The 17,104-nt window shown below is 64.6% G+C and carries 14 protein-coding genes; 12 read left to right on the top strand and 2 right to left on the bottom strand.

What is annotated here, in order from left to right:
• On the bottom strand, positions 1-3,249 hold a 3,249-nt coding region (locus HPY83_14655), incomplete at its 3' end, for a DUF11 domain-containing protein (GenBank protein NPV09184.1).
• Between the two features lie 464 nt (positions 3,250-3,713).
• Here HPY83_14655 and gatC point away from each other — a divergent pair.
• The 5 genes from gatC to HPY83_14630 all read left to right on the top strand — a co-directional run bounded on the left by gatC (position 3,714) and on the right by HPY83_14630 (position 8,160).
• A complete protein-coding gene (gene gatC, locus HPY83_14650) occupies positions 3,714-4,007 on the top strand; it encodes an Asp-tRNA(Asn)/Glu-tRNA(Gln) amidotransferase subunit GatC (protein NPV09183.1) in 294 nt (97 codons plus the stop codon).
• Positions 4,004-5,482 carry an Asp-tRNA(Asn)/Glu-tRNA(Gln) amidotransferase subunit GatA gene (gatA, locus tag HPY83_14645; GenBank protein NPV09182.1) on the top strand — a complete coding sequence of 493 codons (1,479 nt, stop codon included), beginning with the start codon at positions 4,004-4,006 and terminating at the stop codon, positions 5,480-5,482. The genes gatC and gatA overlap by 4 nt, the downstream gene beginning before the upstream one ends.
• A gap of 86 nt (positions 5,483-5,568) precedes the next feature.
• A complete protein-coding gene (locus HPY83_14640) occupies positions 5,569-6,609 on the top strand; it encodes an NTP transferase domain-containing protein (GenBank protein ID NPV09181.1) in 1,041 nt (346 codons plus the stop codon).
• A gap of 28 nt (positions 6,610-6,637) precedes the next feature.
• A complete protein-coding gene (locus HPY83_14635; GenBank protein ID NPV09180.1) occupies positions 6,638-6,859 on the top strand; it encodes a hypothetical protein in 222 nt (73 codons plus the stop codon).
• Positions 6,860-7,005: 146 nt separating this feature from the next.
• Complete coding sequence (locus HPY83_14630) at positions 7,006-8,160, top strand: aminotransferase class I/II-fold pyridoxal phosphate-dependent enzyme (GenBank protein ID NPV09179.1); 1,155 nt, start codon at positions 7,006-7,008, stop codon at positions 8,158-8,160.
• Between the two features lie 72 nt (positions 8,161-8,232).
• Here the strand turns inward: HPY83_14630 and HPY83_14625 are convergent, their stop codons facing one another.
• Positions 8,233-8,985, bottom strand: a complete 753-nt coding sequence (locus tag HPY83_14625; protein ID NPV09178.1) for a hypothetical protein — start codon at positions 8,983-8,985, stop codon at positions 8,233-8,235.
• Positions 8,986-9,316: 331 nt separating this feature from the next.
• Here HPY83_14625 and HPY83_14620 point away from each other — a divergent pair, with 331 nt between their 5' ends.
• From HPY83_14620 to HPY83_14590, 7 genes are all read left to right on the top strand, one after another.
• A complete protein-coding gene (locus tag HPY83_14620; GenBank protein ID NPV09177.1) occupies positions 9,317-10,024 on the top strand; it encodes a response regulator transcription factor in 708 nt (235 codons plus the stop codon).
• Positions 10,025-10,036: 12 nt separating this feature from the next.
• A complete protein-coding gene (locus tag HPY83_14615) occupies positions 10,037-11,776 on the top strand; it encodes a PAS domain-containing protein (GenBank protein NPV09176.1) in 1,740 nt (579 codons plus the stop codon).
• Positions 11,777-11,929: 153 nt separating this feature from the next.
• On the top strand, positions 11,930-12,943 hold the full coding sequence (locus HPY83_14610; protein ID NPV09175.1) for a PstS family phosphate ABC transporter substrate-binding protein: 1,014 nt from the start codon (positions 11,930-11,932) through the stop codon (positions 12,941-12,943).
• 98 nt (positions 12,944-13,041) lie between these two features.
• On the top strand, positions 13,042-14,013 hold the full coding sequence (pstC, locus tag HPY83_14605; GenBank protein NPV09174.1) for a phosphate ABC transporter permease subunit PstC: 972 nt from the start codon (positions 13,042-13,044) through the stop codon (positions 14,011-14,013).
• A complete protein-coding gene (pstA, locus tag HPY83_14600) occupies positions 14,010-15,278 on the top strand; it encodes a phosphate ABC transporter permease PstA (GenBank protein ID NPV09173.1) in 1,269 nt (422 codons plus the stop codon). The genes pstC and pstA overlap by 4 nt, the downstream gene beginning before the upstream one ends.
• Positions 15,275-16,093 carry a phosphate ABC transporter ATP-binding protein gene (gene pstB, locus HPY83_14595; protein NPV09172.1) on the top strand — a complete coding sequence of 273 codons (819 nt, stop codon included), beginning with the start codon at positions 15,275-15,277 and terminating at the stop codon, positions 16,091-16,093. The genes pstA and pstB overlap by 4 nt, the downstream gene beginning before the upstream one ends.
• Before the next feature lie 17 nt (positions 16,094-16,110).
• The gene (locus tag HPY83_14590) at positions 16,111-16,902 is read left to right on the top strand and encodes an HD domain-containing protein (GenBank protein NPV09171.1); all 792 of its coding nucleotides are present in this window, start codon (positions 16,111-16,113) and stop codon (positions 16,900-16,902) included.
• The last annotated feature ends 202 nt before the right edge of the window (positions 16,903-17,104 follow it).

The following is a 17,104-nucleotide window of genomic DNA, read 5'->3' as shown; positions in this document are numbered from 1 at the left end:
TGCACAGCCGCTAAGATCGTAGGTGTCGTCCTCTAGCGTGATGCTCTCCAGAGCTACGTTGCCGGTGTTGGTCACCACAAAGCGGAAGTACACGTCGCTGCCGACGATCACTGCCGGACCAGGAGCCTCATCGGCATCCTCCCAACTGGCCTGCCCGTCCACCGATACGTACTTCGCTACCCCAATCCCAGGCTCGGCCCCAAAGTAGTGGCTGGGGTCGCTGTCGGAGAGCACCTCCTGACCAAAGTACGCCCTCACCGTGCCCACGTTCTCGTACTGGCCCGCCGTCGCTATGCCGCTGGCAGCGCAGGTCATGGACTGGCCCGGCTCCAGCTGGCTCCCCGGGCAGCTCACTAACCCCAGCACGTCGTCCTCGACCGTGATGCCGGTCAGGGTCACGTTGCCGGCGTTGGTGACCACGTAGGTCCAGCTCACCGGGTCCCCTACCAGAATCACCGGCCCAGGCGCGTCGTCGGCGTCCTCCCCGTTGGTGGCCTTCTCGATGTCTATGGCCGGCTCGTTGGCGATGCCCATGTAGTGGCTGGGATCGGAGTCGGACACCTCCCAAGAACCACAGTACCAGCCCGTGACCGTGCCCACGTTCCCGTACTGGCCCACCACCGCCGTACCGGAAGCACTGCACACCATGGACTCGCCCGCATCGAGCTCGCTCTTGGGGCAGCTCACCGATACGCCCCGGTCGTCCACCACCACGATGTCGCTCACCCTTACTTGACCGGTGTTCGTCACTACGTAGGTCCAACTGACCGGATCTCCCTCCGCAATCATGGGCCCAGGCGCTACGTCGGCATCCTCCCCGTTGGTGGCCTTCTCGATGTCTATCGCCACCATCACCCCAGTGTAGTTGGCGTCGTCGGTGTCGCTGTAGCTGTCCTCCCCCCGCTCGCCCGAGGCCGTGGCCGTGTTCGTATGCAGGCCCGCCTCTACGCTCAAGGGACCAATCACGCAGGTGAACGACCCACCCGGCGCCAGGCTCGCGGGGAGGGAGCAACCACTGGTATCGTACACGCTGTCGCTCAGGGCGATGTTGTCCAAAGTGACGTTGCCCGTGTTGGTGACCACGAAGCGGAAGTAGACGCTGGACCCAATGGCCAACCCAGGCCCAGGAGGCGAATCTACGTCCTCCCAATCGCCTGTGCCCGTCTGCGATAGCTCCTTCTCTACCTGGATTCGCGGATCAGCCCCGAAGTAGTGGCTGGGGTCGGAGTCGGTAACCGTGTGACCGTTGTAGGAACCAGTCACGGTGCCGACGTTGCCGTACTGGCCGGCCGTCGCTGTCCCCGCAGCGGTGCAGGTCATGGACTCGCCCACGGCCAGCACGGTCTTCGGGCAGGTTACGGCGACGCCCTGGTCGTCCAGCACCGTGATGCCAATTAGGGCGACCTCGCCAGTGTTCGTCACCACGTAGGTCCAGGTGACCGGATCACCCACTACGATCTCCGGTCCGGGTGTGTCGTCCGCGTCGTACCCGTTGGTGGCCTTCTCGATGCTGATCTGAGCTGCCACCAGGTCCACGCTGGCCGAGTCTGTGTCGCTGATGTCATTGGGCAGACCGCGCGGGTTGGCGTGCACCGTAACCGTGTTCACCAGCGGGTCCGGGTCGGTCGCCAGGACCGTGCGCTGATATGTGTTAGTCTCGGAAGCACCGATGGGCAGCTCGTCCACGAAGTCGGCCGACAGGTCGCCGATGAGCGAGTCGCTCACGGTTAGGTTGACCAGATCCACATCAGGGCTGGTGTTCTGTACCGTGATGGTGTAGGTCACCACCTGGCCCACGAAAGCCGTGGCTGCATCGGCGGACTTGGTGACCGAGATGCTCGGGTGCACCAGGTCCACGCTGTGGGAATCGCTGTGTTGCACTGTGTTGGCGGGTGCACCCACAGGGTAGTAGATCGCCGTCACGGTGTTTTGCAGCGGGTCAGGGTCCCCTGCCGCGACGGTATAGGATGCCCCGAAGGTGCAGGAAGCCCCCGGTGTCAGGGTGCCGCACCCGCTGCTAGAAGCCACGGCAGTCAAATCGCCCAGCCCGGGCCAGCCGGTCCCGACGTCGGTCACGCTCTGCAGGGTGAGAGCTGGGCTGTCTGAGTCGCTGTTGTTGGTGATGGTGAAGGTGTAGTTGACGGTATCGCCGACCTTGGAGATGGCGTCGCCCGTCTTCTCGACCGCCACTTCGAAGTAGTACACCGCTGCGGCGGCCAGAGAGCGGTCCATATTGCCGCCCTTTCCGTCCAGCCCCTTGAAGCGCATGTGGTACGGCGACCCGGAGACAGCACTAGCCGAGTTGCCTATGCCCCAGTCCAGCCGAGAACCTATGTGCCCACCCCAGGCCAGCACCACCGTGGTACTCGAGTTGGTGAAGTAGATCGTGACACGAGTACTGCTGTCTCCGGCGTACGAGCCGTTAAGGGTGTAGCCAGACAGACCCGTGATGGTGCCGTTGTAGATGGTGATGTTGCCAGGAATCTGAGCGAAGGGGACGTTGGGATCCTGCGGAATCGGGAATGAGCTTGAGACCCCAGGACCACACCCAGGCACGCCCAGGCAAGGATTGGCCTCTGATGCTGTTCGATCCCACGACGTGATGTAGTCCAGAGCGTGCTTGCCGCTCTTGGTTGTGTCCCACTCAATGATGACCTCGTGGGAACCCAGGGGCACCCCAGTCAGGATGAGTCGGTAGGGCACCGAGTCCCCTTCGGCGTAGTGGGCCTTGGCCTGATTGACGTTTCCGTTGACCCACTCTCCACCTCCCGGGGGGCCTCCGAGAGGCCCATTCGCCCACTGGCTCAGCGATTCTGCATCGGTGAAGGTGGTGCTCGCCACGAGAAGGTCATCACTGGGCAAGACTACGGTACCACTCTGCAGGGCGACGGTGCCGACAGGATAGACGCGGACCTCGTAGTCGCCCGGCACGCCGTTGAGCTGGTACAGGTAGGTGAAGGCCCCCACACCATCGGCCGTGACTACGTCCCAGCCGGGTACGAAGGACCCGTCTCCTTTGACGATGGTGCCGTCCGGACGGATCACGGGTATGTCGTACTGCTCACCAGCAGTGAACCCACTCCCGGTGACGATCACCGTCTCGCCCGGGGCGTAGTCCGGCTTGTCCGTTACTACCGACGGGGCCCACTGCGCCCAGGCTACGCTCACCCCCAGGGCGAGCAGTAGGCAACATAGCGCCAAGGCGTAGCCCCAGCGACGGAACCGACCGATCGTGTCTTCTGCTGTCATGTCAACCCCCTCTCCATGTACAAGGAAGGATCCGCGTCGCCGCTGGCGCCCCGGGCTGCCCGCTAACATGGTTGCCGTACACTCTCCTCATAGCTGTCTTCTCCTTAGGCCCGGTGTCTGAGAGGCGCAGTACTAGCGCCTCGCTGCGCCCTGAACGGCCGGCTGCAAGCTGCTCTAGGTGCCAGTCTAGCGCACAGGTGTTAGAGACGAGGCTCAAGTCCATTAGAAACTGGTAAGAGCCGTTCGCCGGATCATCCCTGCTGGCGTTCCGATCCTGCGGACCGCCCTGCACCCCCCTCCCGACGGTCCATTGGTGGTGGGACGTCAGAGCAGAAGGGCTCCAGTATGGGCATCCCGCCACAGATCCATGCCCTTGCCGCCCCCTTCGCCGGGTGCTATACTCGCCGCACCCGACCCGGTTGGGCGCTCGGATTCCTGATTCCTGCAGCCTGGTGGTAGATACCATGCCCTTGAGCGTCGCAGAGGTGCGCCACGTCGCCCATCTGGCGCGCCTGGCGCTGACCGACGATGAGGTCGTCGCCTACAGCGAGCAGCTGTCCGAGATCCTCGATTACGCCCAGATGCTGGAGCATCTGGACACCGAGGCCATACCTCCCACGGCCAGCGTCATACCTCAGAGCGGGGTGATGCGGGAGGACGTGGTCGAGCCCAGCCTTCCCCGGGAGGCAGCCCTGGCCAACGCCCATAACACCGAGGATGGGTACTTCGTGGTCAACGCCATCCTGGAGGAGTCGTGACCCTCACCGACCTGTCGGTGACCGAGATCGCGGAGGGTCTGCGGCGGCGAGCCTTCTCCTCCGTCGAGGTCACCCAGGCGTTCCTGGAGCGCATCGCCCGGGTGAATCCCACCATCCACGCCTACCTTTCCACCGACCCGGAGCACTCTCTGGCCCTTGCCCGGGAGGCCGACTCCCGGCTGGCTGAGGGGCGGGAGGGTCAACCTCTGCTGGGCGTGCCCCTGGCCATCAAGGACGTCATCTGCACCGATGACTTTCCCACCACCTGCGGCTCCCGCATGCTCGAGGGTTACCGGTCGCCCTTCGAGGCCACCGCCGTGCGACGCTTGCGGGAGGCGGGCGCCGTCCTCCTGGGGAAGACCAACACCGACGAGTACGCCATGGGCTCCTCCACCGAGAACTCCGCCTTCGGGCCCACGCACAACCCATGGGACGCCGAACGGGTGCCGGGTGGCTCCAGCGGAGGCAGCGCCGCGGCCGTAGCCGCCCGCTGCGCCCCCGGGGCCCTAGGGTCGGATACTGGTGGCAGCGTGCGCCAGCCGGCCTCCTTCTGTGGCGTGCCCGGCATCAAGCCCACCTACGGTCGCGTCTCCCGCTGGGGGCTGGTGGCTTTCGCCTCCTCCCTGGACCAAATCGGAGCCTTCGGCCGCACCTCGAGGGACTGCGCTCTACTCCTCAACGCCATCTGCGGCCACGACCGGCGGGATTCCACTTCCAGCATGGAGCCGGTGCCCGACTTCACCGCCGCGCTAACCGGGGAGATACGCGGGCTGAGGGTGGGCGTGCCCCGGGAATACTTCATCCCTGGCATGCAGCCCGAAGTGGAGGCCGCCGTTCGCTCGGCGGTGGCAGAGCTCGAGCGCATGGGGGCTCAGGTGGGGGAGGTTTCCCTCCCTCATACCGAATACGCCCTCCCCGCTTACTATATCGTCGCCGACGCCGAAGCCTCGGCCAACCTAGCCCGTTACGACGGCATCCGCTACGGCTACTACGAGGAGGCCCCTTCGCAGATCGAGAGCGCCCTCAACCCCATGTGGGAGGCCTACAGCCACACCCGCGGACACGGACTGGGCCCTGAGGTCAAGCGCCGCATCATGCTCGGCACCTATGTGCTCTCCGCCGGCTACTATGAGGCCTACTATCTCAAGGCGCAGAAGGTTCGGACCCTGATCCGGGGCGACTTCGACCGCGCCTTTGAGCACTACGACGTGCTCGTCTCCCCCACCGCACCCACGGTGGCTTTCCGCCTGGGCGAGAAGGTGGCCAGCCCTCTCCAAATGTACCTGGCGGACGTGTTCACCCTGGCCCTCTCCCTGGCGGGGCTGCCGGGGATGTCGGTTCCCTGCGGATTCGCCGATGGCATGCCAGTGGGGCTCCAGATCATGGGCCGGCAATACGACGAAGTCACCATCCTGCGCCTGGCAGACGCCTTCGAACGCGTCACCGATTGGCACCGTCGCCATCCGCCCATCTAGGCGGCCGAGAGCCCTTACCGGGCCCCGGCCTCTTGCCATCATTATCCATCGCTCACCCAGATAACCTGTCAGTTAGGAGGTCGGACATGTACGTAGTCATACCGGTGGCCGGCTTCGGCACTCGGCTCCGCCCCCATACCTACACCAAGCCGAAGCCACTGGTGAACGTGGCAGGCAAACCCGTCCTGGGCCACATTCTCGACCGGCTGACCGGGATAGACATTGATCGGATCATCTTCGTGGTGGGCTATTTGGGCGACCAGATCCAGGACTATGTGGAAGCCAACTACAACCTGCCCACCCGGTACGTGGAGCAGAAGGAGCTCCTGGGACAGGCCCACGCCATCGGTCTGACTCGGCCGCACGTCGAGGGGCCCATGCTCATCGCCTTCGTGGATACCATCTTCGAAGCGGACCTGAGCCAGCTCCACCACACTCGCTCCGACGGGGTCATCTACGTCAAGGAGGTGGACGACCCGAGGCGGTTCGGTGTGGTGACCGTAGCGGACGGCTACATCCGCCGATTCGTGGAGAAGCCCACCCAGCCCATCTCCAACCTGGCCGTCATCGGCCTCTATTACGTCAAGCCCTACCAGCTCCTTTTCGACTGCATCTCCGAACTGGAGCGCCGCAACCTGCGCACTGAAGGCGAGTTCTACCTCGCCGACGCTCTTCAGCTGATGGTGGACCGCGGCACACACCTGGAGGCCAGCACCGTAAACGTATGGAAGGACTGCGGCACCGCTGAGGCCGTTCTCGACACCAACCGCTACCTGCTGCAGAACAACGCCCACAACGAGGTGCGACCCCAGGGATGCATCGTCAAGCCCCCCACTTTCATCTCGCCCGACGCCAAGGTGGAGGACAGCGTGGTGGGCCCGTACGTCTACATCGGCAAAGGGTGTCGGGTGAAGGGCTCCATCCTGGGCCCATATGTCACTATGGCTCGCGGCGCCACGGTGGAGCACACCATACTGCGAGACTCCATCGTCAACGAGGAGGCTCACATAGACTCGGCGGTCCTCACCGAGAGTCTCGTAGGCCAGCACGCCCTGGTGCGAGGTGGGTTCGAACGCTTCAACGTGGGCGACTCGTCCGAGATTGAGTCACGCGGGCGTTCGGTCTGACGGCGAAGCAGCCGGCGGGTGGGAGCGGGTGAGCGTCTCCTGCCGGTCGGAGTACACCTACGCCCAGGAACCCCTGCGCATCCAGTGGAGCGATGGGCGGCAGGAGGACGTGGCTCGGGTCCTGGGGCGTTCGATCGTGCCTCAGGGCCGCCGGTTCGTGGTCAGTGCCGGCGGCCGTCGGGTGGAGCTGCTCTACCGGGAAGCTGAGGGCCTGTGGCTAGCCCGGGAGACAGCGATTCGCGAGGCGTAAGCCGTGACCGGTGCCTGGCTGTCGGTCACGCATCACCAGTCACGGGTCAGAGTTCCCACCTTCCCTAGGAAAGCCTTCTGTAATAGACTGGGCCCTCAACCGTGACGAGCCGCGCACGGCGGCCCGTCCCCCGGAGGAACACGAGCATGCCCGGTCTCTCCACTCGCGTACTGGAAGCTCCCTTCAGCGGCATCCGCCGCTTCTTCGACATCGTGGCCACCATGGAGGACGTCATCTCCCTGGGCGTCGGGCAGCCGGATTTCGTCACCCCCGAGCCCATCCTCAACGCCGGCATCACCTCCTTGCGCGAGGGGCATACGGGTTACACCGCTAACGCCGGCCGCATCGAGCTGCGCCGCGCCCTTTCCCGACACCTGGCCCGCCTGTATGGGGTGGAGTACGACCCAACCTCCGAGATTGTGATCACAGTAGGCGTCTCCGAAGGCATCTACCTGGCCCTCACCGCCATCCTCAACCCGGGCGATGAAGTGATCGTGCCGGAGCCCTGTTTCGTGGCCTACAAACCCGAGGTCATCTTCGCCGGAGGCACGCCGGTGGTGGTGGAGACCCGGGCGGAGGATGACTTCCAGCTCCTGCCCGAGGACGTGGAGCGGGTCATCACTCCCCGCACCAAGGCCATCCTCATAGGTTATCCCAGCAACCCTACCGGCGCCGTCATCGCCCGCGACAAGATGCAGCGGCTGGGACAGCTGGCGCTGGAGCACGATTTCTTCATCCTCTCCGATGAGACCTACGATCGTCTTATCTACGGCGCCGAGCACGTGTGCGCCGGCAGCCTGCCCGGGCTGCGCTCGCACGCCATCGTGCTGTACGCCTTCTCCAAAGCCTACGCCATGACTGGGTGGCGCATTGGGGCCGCCCTCGCGCCGGAGGAAGTGGCGCGCTCCATGCTCAAGGTGCACCAGTACACCATCATGTCCGCCCCCACCCCGGCACAGCATGCCGCCGAGGCGGCGCTGACCCCGGCCGGAGAGCAGGCGGTTCAGAGTATGGTGGCCGAGTATGACCGGCGCCGGCAGCTCATGTACCGCGGCTTCCAGGACCTGGGCCTGCCCTGCCCCGAACCCCGAGGTGCCTTCTACATGTTCCCCAGCATCGCCCACACCGGTATGACTTCGTCCGAGTTCGCCGAGGCCCTGCTGCGGGAGGAGAAGGTAGCAGTAGTGCCGGGGGACGCCTTCGGCGCCTGCGGGGCAGGGTTCATTCGCTGTACCTACGCCACCTCCCTGGAAGAGATCGAGCAGGCTCTGGAGCGCATGCGCCACTTCCTTGGGGGATAGAACGCTGAGTCCGCTTATACTACGCAGATGGACGCTATTCTTTTGATATTATCTATTTCTTATCAGGGTGAATCAGCGTACCATCAGCGTCATCTGCGTTCCATTCCCCTGCTCCCAGCGGGTACCCTTGCACCAGGTCGTACCGCCGTGCCGGGCGCGCACCACTTTCCAGGAGCGACCGCGCCGCCAGACCTCGGGCTCGGAGAGGCCCTCTGCCTCCAGGGCGCAGATGAAGCGCTCCCGGCCGGCGAGAGAGAAACGCCTCAGGTGAGCGCACCAGGCGCAACAGGCCTCCCGGCGCCGACCGCCCACCAGTTCCCTCCACTCGGCCAGCAATACCTGCGGGATTTCACCCCTCCGCCTCTGGAAGCCCACATCACCGCAGACCTCCAACGATGGGCTCAACTGCGCCTGCCAGGCGGTGATGGTCGGCTGGCTGTCCTGGTCAGCAGGTCGGGAAGCAGCCAGATAGGCGCAGGCGTAGCAGTTGTCGCTCCCCTGCAGCCGACGCAGGTGAGCACAGTGCCAGCAGGTGCGCCCGGCCGCTAGCAGACGAGTGTATAGACGCAGAGCATCCAAGTAGATCTCCAGGCCCCGCTCATCGGGCAGGGCCCATTGCCGACGCCGCCTTCCCAGGCGCCTCTCCGCCGGTGTGCCTCCCAAGAGACACGTAGATGCGGTACAGCGAAAGCAGAACATATCCCTACGACGAAGCCCCGGCGGCACCGTCAGCAAGCTGCCGGTGTAATCGTCGCGACAGGGCCAGGACATGGGGACCAGACGCGTGGCCAGGCCCACCCGGTGATTGCGTTGAGAGTGCGACATGCGTCCTCCTGGCCGCATATTAGAACATTTGTTCTATTCTAGTCCATCCCGTCACCCTGTATCAACTCCACCGAGGCAGCCGGACGATCGTGGGGGCGAACCTCGCGTTCGCCCGCTTTCTGCCGGCCCCTGAGCGGCACGGGCGAACCCAAGGTTCGCCCCTAGAGAGGTGTGCGCGCCACCGCCAGCTCACTCGCGGGCGTGCCCACTGCCGCACGCGGCCACCCTCGCCATCCGGCATCATTTGCCTCCCATACCGCCTTGCCCGTAATGTATGTTAGGCTGTCTGGGCGAGATTCCTGTCCGTACGCTCATTACCCTCGAGGTGCAGATGGCAGACAAGGTGCTCATAGTCGAGGACGAGCCCACCTTGGTGGACACCCTTCGTTACAATCTTGCCCGCCAGGGCTATACTGTCATCACCGCCATGGACGGGCTTGCCGCCCTCGAACTGGCCCGGCGGGAACAGCCCGATCTCGTCCTCCTGGACATCATGCTGCCCGAGCTCGACGGCATCGAGGTCTGCCGCCTTCTCCGCCAGGAGATGTCCGTGCCCATCATCATGCTCACCGCCCGCGACGAGGAGATAGACAAGGTCGTAGGCCTCGAGGTGGGCGCCGATGACTACATCACCAAGCCTTTCAGCATGCGGGAGCTACTGGCCCGGGTGAAGGCTAACCTCCGCCGGGTCCGGATGACCCGCCAGGATTCCGGCGATGGCGAAGCCGACGCCCGAGCCCAGAAGCTGGTCCTGCGCGACATAGTGATAGACCTGGGCCGGCGCGAGGTACTTCGGCAGGGCTCGCCCGTCGCCCTGACTCCGCGGGAGTTCGAGCTCCTGGCATTCCTGGCCCGCAACCGGGGCATTGTGCTCTCGCGCGAGCTCATCCTGGAGCGCGTCTGGGGGTGGGACTTCGCCGGCGGTACGCGTACCGTCGACGTCCACATCCGAGGCTTGCGTGAGAAGCTCGAAGATGATCCGGCCCATCCTTCCCGCATCGTTACCGTGCGGGGGGCGGGGTACCGGCTAGAAGCCTAGGAGAGGGCACACGTGCGCCTGGGTATGCGCTGGCGAATCGCGCTGCCCTACATGACGGTGGTGCTGGTCGCCAGCGCCGTCCTGGGGCTCTACCTGTCCCAAGAACTACACCATGCTCTTATGGAGAGCTATCGCGTCCGGTTGCTGGCGGAAGCTTCTCTCGTGCGCCTCTTCCTCACCGAGGGTCCCGCCGAGCCTGACCATCTCCGGGAGGTGGCCGGCCGTTGGTCCCAGCAGCTGGACTCGCGCCTGACCCTGATCAACCGGGATGGGGTTGTCCTGGCCGACTCCCACTTCGACCCCGCAGCCATGGACAACCACCTGGCCCGGCCCGAGGTCCAGGAAGCCCTGGCCGAGGGAGCAGGAGCGTCGGCCCGCTTCAGCCATACTACTGGCTACAACATGCTCTACGTCGCTCTGGATCCGAAGGACACCGCTCTGCCCATCATTCGGGTGTCTGCTTCCCTGCAGGAGATTGACGCTGGCATCTCTCGGATGCAGACGACCCTCATGGCCACTGCGCTTGGCGCCTCTGCTCTCGTGATGGCCCTCTCCTTCGTCCTGGCCGACCGCATCACCCGGCCCCTGCGTCGGCTCACCGACCGCGTGCTCAGCTACCGCTCCTCCTCGGAGCGGGCGATGAAGGCGGAGGGCTACGATGAGGTCCAGAGCCTGGCCGATGCCTTCGGGCAGATGACATCCGAACTCGGCCGACGGGTGGACGCTCTGGCCGAGGAAAGAAACAAGATCGCCCTGGTGCTGGCACACCTCAACGATGGCGTACTGATCACCGACTCCGAGGGCGTGGTGCACCTGATCAACCCGGCCGCTGTCCGTCTCCTCGACTTGACTTGGCAGTCCGACCCCATTGGACGCCCCCTGATGGAAGTGGTCGGCAGTCCCAGTGTGCTCGAGGCGTGGAAGCGGTGCCGGGAGACAGGTCAGGAGCAGGAGACCATGATCGAAGTGCCGGATCGGGGGGCGTTCGTGCGGCTGGTGGTCTCGCCCATCGCCGGCTCGCCCCTAAGCGGCGAGATGCTGCTCCTCCAGGACCTGACCCAGGTGCGGCGACTGGAATCGGTCCGTCGTGACTTCATCAGCAACATCTCCCACGAACTGCGCACCCCCTTGGCCTCGCTCAAGGCTCTGGTGGACACGCTTCAGGATGGCGCCCTGGAGGATCCTACTGCCGCTCGCAACTTCCTCCAGCGCATGGAGATCGAGGTTGACTCTCTGACCCAGATGGTGCAGGAGTTGCTGGAGCTATCCCGCATCGAGTCGGGGCAAGTACCCATCCGGCTGGCCCCGGTACTGGTGGCGGAGCTGCTGGCCGGCCCCTTGGAGCATCTCCAACCCCAGGCGGAGCGGGCCCGCCTCGAGGTGGCTGTCAACCTGGTGCCGGACGGCCTGACCGTGCTTGCCGATCAGGAACGCACCCGGCAAGTCATCACCAACCTCGTGCACAACGCCATCAAGTTCACTCCGCCCGGGGGCCGCATCTCCGTTTCCGCCATTCGCGCCGGAGATGAGGTGGTGATCGCCGTGGCCGACACAGGTATCGGCATCCCGGAGAAAGACCTCCCCCGCATCTTTGAGCGCTTCTACAAAGCGGACCGGGCCCGGGCCAGCGGGGGCACAGGGCTTGGCCTGGCTATCGCTAAGCACATCGTGCAGGCGCATGGGGGCCGCATCTGGGTCAAGAGCCAGGAGGGCGCTGGCAGCACCTTCTACTTCACCCTGCCAGCAGCCTAGTCACAGCGGGCCATCTCCCCTTACCTAGCCCTTACGCGGCCCTAACACAAGCATTACCCAGGCATGAACCGGCCGTAACCGCCCAGCGCTACATTCCCCCTGTGCGGACAAGACCGCACCCGACAAGCAACCAACCGCATTCAGGAGGAATCCATGCGCCACTCCATGATCAGCGCTGTCGCCGGCCTGCTTCTAGTCGCCGCCACTGCCACCGCGTGCGGCGCGACCGCGACCGCGCCCACCGCCACGTCCGAGCCGGCCAGCTTGCCTGCCACCGCAGCACCAGCCGACGGCAACTTCACGCTCCCGGAGGTCAATCCTCTCGAAATCCAGGGCGACATCATTACCGCCGGCAGCTCCACTGTCTTTCCCCTCTCTGAGAGAATGGCCGAGAGGTTCCGGGACGAGGGCTACACTGGGAACGTCACCATAGACAGCATAGGCAGCGGGGCCGGGTTCGAGCGCTTCTGCCGAGCCGGAGAGACCGACATCGCCAACGCCAGCCGCCGCATCAAGGACTCCGAGCTGGAGGCGTGCCGATCCATCGGCCGAGACCCCATTGAGATCCGCGTCGGAACGGATGCTCTCGCCGTCGTGGTGAGCCGCGAGAACCAGTTCGTCACCGACGTGACCATCGAGCAACTGGCCCTGCTCTTCTCCGACGAGGCCGAAAGATGGTCCGACGTCAACCCAGAATGGCCTGACGAGGCCATAAGGCGCTTCATCCCCGGAACCGACAGCGGCACCTTCGACTACTTCGTGGAGGAAGTGTTTGACGGGGACCAGGCACGCGCACTCGGTGCCTCCAACCAGCAGCTGAGTGAGGACGACAACGTCCTGGTACAAGGGGTGCTGGGTAGCCCCTACGCCATAGGCTACTTCGGTTACGCTTACTATGCCGAGAATGCCGACAAGCTCCGCGTCCTGGCAATTGAGGGGGTAGAGCCGAGCGACCAGACGGTGGACAGCGGCGCTTACCCTCTGGGCCGTCCACTCTTCATCTACACCACCGCTGATATCATGCGGCAGAAGCCACAGGTCGCTGCCTTCGTGAACTTCTACCTCACTCACGTGAACGAGGAGATCGCCTCCGTAGGTTACTTCCCAGCTAGCGAAGAATCTCTCCGGGCGGCCAGACAGACCTGGCTCGCGGCCATGGGCCAGTAGCCGACATTCGCCGGTCGAAGCGCAATCGCATGCGCAGTGCCAGCGCGACAGGCCGACAGGGCTCTGCCTGTCGCCTGCGCGCGGCTAGGGAAGGAGCCATGCAGCGGGAGATAGCCGTTGGAGCACCCTTCGCGCCACCAGAGATAGCCACCTCCGTCGGCGAGGTCGCCCCGGACCTGCGACGGCGCTTGCGGCCCGGCGAGGTCGCCGTACAGGCGTTTCTGCGGCTCTGCGGGGTCGTCTCGATTCTGACCACCGTGGGCATCGTCTATGTCTTGGGCCGGGAGTCGCTGCTGTTCTTCCGCAGCGCCGAGGTGAGCATACGGGAGTTCGTCACTTCCACCACCTGGCAACCGGCCATCGGGCACTTCGGTATCTGGCCTCTGGTCAACGCCACCCTCATGACCAGCTCCATGGCCATGCTGGTGGCCCTGCCCCTGGGGCTGGCCGTGGCCCTGTACCTGAGCGAGTACGCTTCCGAGCGGGCACGCAACACCCTGAAGCCAATCCTAGAAGTCCTGGCTGGGGTACCTACCGTGGTCTATGGTTACTTCGCCCTCACGGCCATGACCCCGCTCCTCCGTTCCCTTCTGGGACAGAGCGTGGTGGAGATCTACAACACCGCCTCCGCTGGCATCGTCATGGGCATACTGGTCCTACCGTTGGTCACCTCCATGAGTGAGGACGCCCTCAGCGCTGTGCCCCGGTCGCTGCGCGAGGCAGCCTACGCCCTGGGGGCCACCAAACTGGAGACCTCGGTGCGAGTGGTGCTGCCCGCCGCCCTCTCCGGCATCTCCGCCGCCGTGATCGTGGCCATCTCCAGAGCCATCGGCGAAACCATGATCGTAGCCATCGCTGCCGGAGCCGGCCCCGCCTTCACCTTCAACCCTTTCAAGGCTGCCGAGACTATGACCGGGCATATTGCGCGCATCAGCGGCGGCGACCTGAGCTACGACTCCGTAGACTACAACAGCATCTTCGCCATCGGCCTGGTGCTGTTCTTCATGACCCTGTCTCTCAACGTGGTCAGCCGTTGGGTGGTGAATCGCTTCCGGGAGGTGTACGAATGAGGCAACCCTTCGAGCCTCTGCACTGGGAGCCAGGTTCAGACTACCCGTTCCGGTCCGACCTCGCCGCCCGCCGGCGCACCGGGAGCCTGTGGCGCCTGCTGTTCCAGCTCAGCACGGCGGTGGGCATCATCGCCCTCGCCGCTCTACTCTACACTGTGCTGGACCGGTCCTTTGGCCTGGTGGCGGTGCGGAACCAGGTTGACCCGTCCAGCCTGGCCCAGGACGGCGTCCCTCTCGAGCACCTCTCCCAGGAGCAACTTGTCCGCATCCTGGAGGTCAACGTCTCTCCCGGCCTCATGCGCCGCCTCGAGAGCGACCTGCCTTTCGACCAGCGCACCCGAGAGAACGTGTACCATCTGGTGCTAGAGCGAGTGGTCAAGCCGGAGATCGTGGCCACCTGGAGCCTGACTGACTCCCTGGTCAGGCGGGCTGGCATCGTCGAGACAGCGCAGCGAGCCTACCCGGAGGCGAATCTGGTCTTCCGCTCCTGGGTCAATCCCAGTTTCGTGACCGGCCCCCAGTCCAGCACTCCCGCGACTGCAGGCGTGCGCACCGCCCTTCTCGGCTCACTCTGGACCATTGCCCTCACCATTATCATTGCCTTCCCCGTCGGCGTGGCAGCGGCCATCTACCTAGAGGAGTACGCCGGCAACACCGCCATCAATCGTGCCATCAAGACCAACATAGACAACTTGGCTGGCGTTCCCTCCATCATCTACGGCATGCTGGGCTTGGCCATCTTCGTTCGCATGCTGGGCGCCTTCACCAGCGGCTCCCTCTTTGGCCTCGCTGATCCGACCACCGCTAACGGGCGCACCATTCTCTCCGCCGCCCTCACCCTAGCCCTGCTGATACTGCCGCTGATCATCATCAACGCCCAGGAGGCCATGCGCGCCGTGCCCAGCTCGTTGCGCCTAGCTAGCTACGGGCTGGGAGCCACCAGGTGGCAGACCATCTGGTACCATGTGCTCCCCAGTGCCCTTCCCGGCATCCTCACGGGCAGTATCCTGGCCGTATCCCGGGCCATCGGCGAGACGGCGCCCTTGATCGTGGTGGGCGCCTCCACCTTCATCGCCATGGATCCGACCGGTCCCTTCTCCAGGTTCACTACCCTGCCCATCCAGATCTACCAGTGGACTTCCCGACCACAGGATGAGTTCCGCCACATCGCCGCAGCCGCCATCCTAGTCCTACTGGCCCTACTGCTGGCTCTCAACGCCAGCGCCATCGTAATGCGGAACCACTACAGTAAGAGGCGCTCATGATAGACACGACCATGATAGAGGCACCTGTTCGCGTCGGTATGCAGCCTACTACCCGTTGGGCCATTGAAGCTCGGGATCTCAGCATTTACTACGGCAGCTTCCGCGCAGTGAAGCACGTGGATCTGGCGGTATACCCACGTCGGATTACCGCCATCATCGGCCCCTCTGGATGCGGCAAGAGCACCGTCCTCCGCTCCTTCAATCGCATGAACGAGCTGGTGCCGGGGACGCGGACTGAGGGCGAAGTGCTGTTTCACGGGCAGAATCTGTATCACCCTCAGGTAGATCCCGTCGAGGTGCGGAGACGCATCGGCATGGTCTTCCAGAAGCCCAACCCCTTCCCCAAGAGCATCTATGAGAACATCGCTTGGGGAGCACGCATCAACGGCTACCAGGGGAACATGGACGACTTGGTGGAGCAGTCGCTCACCAAGGCCGCCCTGTGGGACGAGGTGAAGGACAAGCTGCAGCAGAGTGCGCTCGCCCTCTCTGGCGGGCAACAGCAGCGGCTCTGCATCGCTCGCACCATCGCCGTCCGGCCAGAGATCATCCTCATGGACGAGCCCGCCTCCGCTCTGGATCCCATCGCTACCCTGAGGATCGAGGAGTTGATGCACCAGTTGGCCCGGGACTACACTATCATCATCGTGACTCACAATATGCAGGAAGCGGCTCGGGTGTCCGATCAGACGGCCTTCTTCATGATGGATGAGGATCGCGCCGGCTACCTGGTCGAGTACGGCCCCACCAAGCGGATCTTCACCAACCCGCAAGACCGGCGCACCGAGGACTACATTACGGGGCGGTTCGGCTGACCGTCCCCAGAGTGGACATGGAAGCGAGCCAGGATTTCTATCTGGCGGTGCCCAGCAGGCACAATCCTCAGCTCCAGCAGTTGGTGTCTCTGGTCAATCAGGATGCTGAGCTGGTGCAGCTGTGGAAGTGCGCCAACGTCAACGCCGTGGATCGGGCCGGCTTCAGCGACCACGGCCCGGTGCACGTGCGCATCACTGCCAACGCCGCGCTGCGGCTCCTGCGGTTGCTGGTCAACGCCGGCATCCAGCCAGGAGTAGTCCTCAACTACGGCCTCACCGCCGGCGACGCCGAGGTGGTGGTGGTCCTGGCCTGCTGCGTCCACGACCTGGGGATCGCCATCAGCCGCGACGATCATGAGCGCCATTCCCTGATCCTGGCCTACCCCAAGGCGCGTCAGTTGCTCACCGCTCTGTACCCGGAGCCCACGGCCACCATTCTGACGGCTGAGGTGCTCCACGCCGTCATCTCCCACCATTGGGACGCTCGCCCCCTCACTCTCGAGGCGGGCGTGGTGAAGGTGGCCGACGCCCTGGACATGAGCGAGGGGCGCTCGCGCATCCCCTTCCAGGCGGGCGAGGTCAACATCCACTCCCTCTCCGCCCAGGCGATCGAGTCGGTCCAGATCGGGCCCGGAACCGACAGGCCCGTGCGCCTGGACATCGTCATGAGCAACTCCGCCGGCATCTTCCAGGTGGACGAGCTCCTCAAGCGCAAGCTGGATCACTCCACCCTGGCTCCTTACGTGGAAGTGGTGGCCCGCATCCGCCGCGACGGCGAGGCCGGACCGGTGGAGGTCTATCGGCATTAGCCCGAGCCTAAGCTAGCGTCCGTGCCGGCTCACAACTCCCCCCTCTCAAGTCCGCTTTCACGTTTGTTCAACACATTCTCTACGCCGCTTTGATGGGAAACCGTCATCTCGAAAGCTATACTGTTCTTGGCGTCCCGTCCGCCAGCGGGTTCAGGTGCCGGACGAGGGGCCGAGATGTGAGGTTCTCCTATTGCAGTTGTAG

This window comes from Anaerolineae bacterium (genome assembly GCA_013178015.1).
Lineage (GTDB): Bacteria > Chloroflexota > Anaerolineae > DRVO01 > DRVO01 > Ch71.
Note: the sequence above shows the minus strand (reverse complement) of the source record. Positions and strands in the feature narration are given on the sequence as shown.

Coding starts and splice junctions, on each gene's coding strand:
- gatC (NPV09183.1), top strand. CDS start 3,714: ATGCCCTTGAGCGTCGCAGAGGTGCGCCACGTCGCCCATCTGGCGCGC.
- HPY83_14640 (NPV09181.1), top strand. CDS start 5,569: ATGTACGTAGTCATACCGGTGGCCGGCTTCGGCACTCGGCTCCGCCCC.
- pstA (NPV09173.1), top strand. CDS start 14,010: ATGAGGCAACCCTTCGAGCCTCTGCACTGGGAGCCAGGTTCAGACTAC.
- HPY83_14630 (NPV09179.1), top strand. CDS start 7,006: ATGCCCGGTCTCTCCACTCGCGTACTGGAAGCTCCCTTCAGCGGCATC.
- HPY83_14590 (NPV09171.1), top strand. CDS start 16,111: ATGGAAGCGAGCCAGGATTTCTATCTGGCGGTGCCCAGCAGGCACAAT.
- HPY83_14620 (NPV09177.1), top strand. CDS start 9,317: ATGGCAGACAAGGTGCTCATAGTCGAGGACGAGCCCACCTTGGTGGAC.
- pstC (NPV09174.1), top strand. CDS start 13,042: ATGCAGCGGGAGATAGCCGTTGGAGCACCCTTCGCGCCACCAGAGATA.
- HPY83_14625 (NPV09178.1), bottom strand. CDS start 8,985: ATGTCGCACTCTCAACGCAATCACCGGGTGGGCCTGGCCACGCGTCTG.
- pstB (NPV09172.1), top strand. CDS start 15,275: ATGATAGACACGACCATGATAGAGGCACCTGTTCGCGTCGGTATGCAG.
- HPY83_14610 (NPV09175.1), top strand. CDS start 11,930: ATGCGCCACTCCATGATCAGCGCTGTCGCCGGCCTGCTTCTAGTCGCC.